Annotated in this window: 2 protein-coding genes and 1 pseudogene; all 3 read left to right on the top strand. The window is 66.8% G+C overall.

Annotation, left to right across the window (positions count from 1 at the left end):
• Positions 1 to 124: 124 nt before the first annotated feature.
• Positions 125 to 568 (top strand): annotated as a pseudogene (locus tag MOJ79_RS18725) (DUF2924 domain-containing protein); the annotation flags it as partial.
• Between the two features lie 18 nt (positions 569 to 586).
• Positions 587 to 1,936: a recombinase family protein gene (locus tag MOJ79_RS18730; protein WP_241925522.1), complete on the top strand. Its 1,350-nt coding sequence runs from the start codon at positions 587 to 589 to the stop codon at positions 1,934 to 1,936.
• Between the two features lie 29 nt (positions 1,937 to 1,965).
• Positions 1,966 to 2,385, top strand: a complete 420-nt coding sequence (locus MOJ79_RS18735; RefSeq protein ID WP_442863148.1) for a hypothetical protein — start codon at positions 1,966 to 1,968, stop codon at positions 2,383 to 2,385.
• Positions 2,386 to 2,437: the final 52 nt, after the last annotated feature.

Below are 2,437 nucleotides of genomic sequence, written 5' to 3' on the forward strand. Positions count from 1 at the left end.
GCCATGTTGCCTCCATTGCCTGCCACCATCGGGTAGCAAGTTTCGTGAGGCAACGCCCGCCTGCAGGTAACGGTTCAGGCGATGCAATGCGCCGGCCAAGGTAATTGTCGTCAGCCACTGCACGATGACCGACATCCCCCATCACCCCACGGTGGCCGCGCAACTGGCGGCCTTGCCCGCGCTGCCCATGGCCGAACTGTGGGCACTGTGGGATGCGCACTTTCCCCGACGGCCGGCGCATCCCAACCGTCGCTACCTGGAGTCGCGTTTGGCCTATCGCATTCAGGAGCAGGCCTATGGGGCGCTGCCGGCCGCCCTGTGCAAGATGCTGGTCGAGGCCGGCGCCCAGCACTCCAAGATCAAGACCTCCACCGGACGCGGCGCGCAGCCCTGGCTGATGCCCGACACGACGCTGGTGCGCGAGTGGGACGAGCACGAATACCGCGTGACGGTCACGCCCGAGGGGCTCTACGCCTTGGATGGGCTGGTTTTCAAGAGCCTGAGTGCGGTGGCACGGCACATCACCGGTACGCACTGGAGCGGGCCGAAGTTCTTCGGGCTTGCGCGAGCGCAAGGAGCACCCGCAATGAGCCGATCCGCGCTTCTCCCCGGCGTGCCGCCCAAGCGTTGCGCGGTGTACTGCCGCGTCTCCAGCGACGAGCGGCTGGACCAGTCGTTCAACTCGATCGACGCCCAGCGCGAGGCCGGCCACGCCTACATCACGAGCCAAAGCCACGAGGGCTGGATCGCCGTGGCCGACGATTACGAGGATGGCGGCTACTCGGGCGGCCACATGGAGCGGCCCGCGCTGCGCCGGCTGCTGACCGACATCGAAGCGGGCAAGATCGACGTGGTGGTGGTCTACAAGATCGACCGGTTGTCCCGCTCGCTGGCGGATTTCGCGCGCATGGTCGATGTGTTCGGCCGCAAAGGGGTCTCCTTTGTCTCGGTCACGCAGCAGTTCAACACTACCACCTCAATGGGGCGGCTCACGCTCAACATCCTGCTGTCGTTTGCCCAGTTCGAGCGCGAGGTCACCGGCGAGCGCATCCGCGACAAGATCGCCGCCAGCAAGGCCAAGGGGCTGTGGATGGGCGGGCCGGTGCCGCTGGGTTACGACGTGCGCGAGCGGCGCTTGGTGGTCAATGAGGCCCAAGCCGCCCTGGTGCGTCGCCTGTTTGACGATTTCGTCAGCCTGCGCTCGGCTACGTTGATGGTGAAGACCTACGCCGCCGAGGGGCTGCGGACCAAGGGCGGCAAGCCCTTTACCAAGCAGACGATCTACAAGATGCTGCACAACCGGATGTATCTCGGCGAGATCGTGCACAAGGGGCAGCGTTTCCCCGGTCAACATCCCGCCCTCATCACGCCGGCGCAGTGGGACGCGGTCCATGCACTGCTGGCGATGGATGCGAATGAGCGCCGCCGTGACACGAACGGTCGTGGGCGCGCGCCCGCGCTGCTGCGCGGCTTGCTGTTCACGCCCGATGGCCAGCGGCTGGTGCCCAGCCACACGGTCAAGAAGGGCAAGACCTATCGCTACTACACGCCGCTCCAACACCGGCGCTTCGGTGCCTGGGCCAGTCCACGCGGCCCGTTGCCAGCGGGGCCGATAGAAGAACTGGTCACGCAGCAGATCGTGGCGGCGCTGTCGGCACCGCACACGGTGCAGGCGGTGTGGGAACGGGTCCGGGCCATCCGTCCCGATCTGTCAGAGCCTGAGGTCGTGCTGCCGATGCGCAACCTCGCCAATCTGTGGCAGCACTTGTTCCCTGCCGAGCAGTGCCGCCTGGCGCAGCTCCTCATCGAGCGGGTGATCGTGGCCGATGAGGGGCTGGAGATCGTCTGGCGCGACCAGGGCTGGCGGGAACTGGCCGCCGAGCTGATGCCCGGCACCATCGGCGCGGAGCTGCAAGAACTGGAGGCCGCCGCATGAAGGCGCATGTTCAGGCCACCGACGCCCCGATGCTCCGCGAGCGCCGCGACGACGGACAAGTCAGGGTGAGCACCTTCATCCCGTGGAAGATCAAAAAGCGCGGCGCCCGCACGGTCGTGGTGCGGCCCGATGGGGCGGCCGAGGCGCCGGGCATGGCGGCCCGCACGCTGGATCAGCCCTTGCTGGTGGCGCTGACCCGGGCTTTCTACTGGCAGCACCTGCTCGACGAGGGCGTGGTGACCAGCGGCAGCGAGATCGCCCGACGCGAAGGGCTGCACCACTCCACGGTCAACGAACTGCTGCGGCTGACGCTGCTGGAACCTGCCCTCATCCAGGCCATCCTGGCGGGCAAGCAGCCGCGCTGCATGAGCCTGCTGTGGTTCCAGCGCAACCCGCTGCCGACCGACTGGGTGACCTTGCCCTCGAAAACCGGATCCCTTGCTGAGTGATTCAATCCAAGCAAGGAGAACGTGAAGTGACGAAGGCAACGAGAGCGCGGTA

It is taken from the genome of Calidifontimicrobium sp. SYSU G02091 (genome assembly GCF_022631395.1).
Lineage (GTDB): Bacteria > Pseudomonadota > Gammaproteobacteria > Burkholderiales > Burkholderiaceae_C > Calidifontimicrobium > Calidifontimicrobium sediminis.